At 67.0% G+C, this 3,100-nt stretch carries 2 protein-coding genes; both read right to left on the reverse strand.

Annotated features, from left to right (window positions below; all coding sequences use genetic code 11):
• Nucleotides 1-765: 765 nt before the first annotated feature.
• Entirely contained in the window at nucleotides 766-1,830 is a 1,065-nt protein-coding gene (locus ACFYR3_RS45615; RefSeq protein WP_389288325.1) for a CU044_5270 family protein, read from the reverse strand.
• The gene (locus tag ACFYR3_RS45620; RefSeq protein ID WP_389288326.1) at nucleotides 1,827-2,474 is read right to left on the reverse strand and encodes an RNA polymerase sigma factor; all 648 of its coding nucleotides are present in this window, start codon (nucleotides 2,472-2,474) and stop codon (nucleotides 1,827-1,829) included. The genes ACFYR3_RS45615 and ACFYR3_RS45620 overlap by 4 nt, the downstream gene beginning before the upstream one ends.
• Nucleotides 2,475-3,100: the final 626 nt, after the last annotated feature.

Genomic DNA, 3,100 nt, shown 5'->3' on the forward strand with positions numbered 1-3,100 from the left:
TGCTGGAAGCCTCAAGAACTCCCATCATCGCAGGTCACAAGGCTCTTCCTCGTTCCCGGAGAAGTTGTCCACAAACGTCAGCCGGTGGATCCGGGTTGAGACTCCGCCGACCACACGTACACTGCCGCTCGCAGTTTGAGAATCAACCCGTGGAGGATGGCATGGCGGATGTGTCCAGGTTCCCTGGGCGGGCCGGCCGCATCGTAGTGCTCGCCTTGGTGTCTTGCGGCTGGGTGGCCGCCCCAATTTCCACATTCATCGAGCTGCCCCACATCACTTGGCCCGGATCGCTCCTGTTTCTCGCAGCTGGCGCATTTCTTGCCCGGGAGTGGCGACGTGTCTGGCGTCGAGAGGCCCCGTACGACGTACGGCAGCCAGCCCTAGACTTTCGCGCCTTGGGGGCGAGCAGGCGCGGGACTGTCTCTGGGCCGTCCGAGGTCAGTTGACGATGGCAATGGCACGGTCCCCAGGCCGTGCCACTCTCATGCCAGAACGGACGGGGACTCACGGGGAACCGTGGTTCGTCGGGGGAGTTCGCCAGGCATCGCCCCAACGTAGGAATCAGCAGGTCACGAGCGTGGTCGCCCCACCTCGCTCCTAATGCGGTACTCACACACGAGGGCCCTCCCGGGCCGTCCTAGAGCGTGCCCCGTGATCTTGTACCACGAGCGCGAGACCGACACCGGCGACGACGGGAGTGCTGCTCGACACGCCGGTCCTGATCGCGTGGAAACATACGCACCGCCCAGCGGGGCGTTCGCGTTCTCACGCATCGGTACCTTGCGCGCCGGGGCGCTGCTTCTGGGCGTCGACGACGGCCCGCTCCAGCACGGCGGTGGATTCGAGGACCGTGCCGGGCTTGACGTCATCAACCTGCTTGACCTGGAGGCCGCGGCTGCCGAGATAGGCGTACGTCTTGCGGTCGAAGATCCACTCGGTGCGATCGCCGCTCTGCTGGTCGACCCGGGCCAGGGCAATGCCCTCGTGTCCCGCAGCGTCCTTGGCATGGTCCACCACCACAACCCCGGGGATCTTGGCCGCGGCCCGGTACAGCGCCGCGTTCAGCTTCGCCGGTGCGAGCTGCTCCCTGAGCAGGTCGCCGACAGTGGTGAATGCCTCCTGGTCCGGGGAGTTTCCCTGGCCCTTGGTCTCCTCGTAGATCTTCTTCAGCAGGGCGTCCGGGTCGGTGGGCAGCGTCTTGAGGTAGTAGTAGGAGGGGCCGTTCACGCTGCTCTCGACGTCGCTGTCGAGGGTGATGCCGCCCTTGGGCTTGTAGCCGGGCTCGTCCAGCCAACCCTGCTTGCCGTCGGGGGAATGCCAGACCTCACGGATATGCAGGGGCTGGACCAAGGTCTTGGACTTGTATTCGTCGGTGTGCAAGACGCAGAGGTAGGAGACCATGCTCTTGATGTAGATGTACTGGCCCGGGCCGGGTTCGGGCGTCTTGCGGGCCGAGGCGGCGGCGGCGATGTGCTCGACGGTGGAGGCGAGCTGGGCGGTGCTGCCGGGCTCGATGCGGACGACCGGTGCTTCGACCGGGGGCGGGGTGGCCGCGGCCGGGTCGATGCCCCCGGAACCGGTCAGCGCGGTGAAGGCGAATGCGCCGGCCAGGGCGGCGGCGGTGACCGGGACACCGATCAGCAGGACACGGCGTGCCACGCGGCGGGACGGCGCAGGGGCGGGTGCAGTGCGCTGAATCTCGTTCATCAGGTGCTCCTCGAGAAGCAGGTGACGGTCGAGCGACAGGTGCGGGTCTCCCGGCGCCGGCAGCAAACGGGCCAGCTCCGCGTGGTCCAGCGACTCCTCACGCCGAGACTTCTTGCGGATCATTCGGACCTCTCCCCGTACGACTCATGTGACCGGGCCGCAGAAGTGCGGCCGCCCTGTACTTGTCCGTTGCGCGGTAGCGGTTCCGTGCGTTTCCTCAGTTCTTCGTCGGCCAGCTTGCTCAGCCGTCTGCGGGCGCGGGACAGGCGGGAGCGCACGGTGCCGGCCGGGACGCCGAGCACGGCCGCCGTCTCCGCGTAGCTGAGCCCGGACCACACACAGAGTGTGAAGACCTCGCGCTCGCTCCGGTTCAGCTTCTTCAGTACCCGCTGGGCGGCTGCCAATTGGTCGGCATCGGCTATGCGGCCGACGAGTTCGTCGGCGAAGTCCGGGACCGTTTCCTTGGCCGGCAGGCGCTCCAGGGCCCGCTGGTGGCGGCGCGCAGCGCGGGTGGTGTTACGCAGTACGTTCACGGCGATGCCCATCAGCCAGGGGCGCGGGCTGTCGCCTTCGTCCCGCAGCTTGACGCGCAGCCGCCATGCCTCCAAGAAGGTCAGCGAGACGATGTCCTCGGCGACGGTCCAGTCTCCGGTCACGCGCACCGCGTGCCGGTGGACCAGTCGGGCGTGGTCACGGAAGAGCTCGCGGAACGCCTCGGGGTCGCCTGCCCGTATCCGGGTGTGCAATGAGTAGTCCACGTCCAGCATTGTCCGCGCGGCAGGGCAGGTTCCCATGGCGTGCGTCACACGGTCAGGAGACATGGGGCTCCGCGGCCGGCTCGCGCATCACGTCCGCCGTCTCCGTGAGCTGAGCGACATCTCAGGCGGCAGCGACTACTGGGCGGCACGGCAGTTGAGCAACAGGGCAGGGGCGTTGTCAGGTTGAGTGGAGGTCTTGTCTGTCAATCGGCTCGAACTGTGGAGATCTTCTAGGGGCTCGCGCAGGTAGGCGCGTTTGGATACCTCGGTAGTAGAAGGGGCGGACTTCCTGGTTCGCGCGGCTGATGGTCATGGCGGTGACGCCGGCCGCCCGAGGCCGTGGGAGCTGCGTTGGCGGGTCGGCGGAAGTTCGAAACGTCAGAGGACCGCGAGCGATTCTTCGAAGCATGGCGCCGCGCCTGACCACCTGCGGCCAACCCCGTCCTGTCGAATGCGTGTCGAAGTAATCGGCCACCCCAACACCGCTTCCCGAGAAGGCCAGTTCAGAACCAGTCCTCCAATGAACCACCCGAGCCCCTTCTAGCCTCGATCTTTCGTGACGGTCCGTCGGTTCTTCCGGTGGGCCGTTTCGGCTTGTCGCGCGGATTGTGGGCAGGGTGGCAGCCCGGCTGTCG

It is taken from the genome of Streptomyces sp. NPDC005784 (genome assembly GCF_042871525.1).
GTDB lineage: Bacteria > Actinomycetota > Actinomycetes > Streptomycetales > Streptomycetaceae > Streptomyces.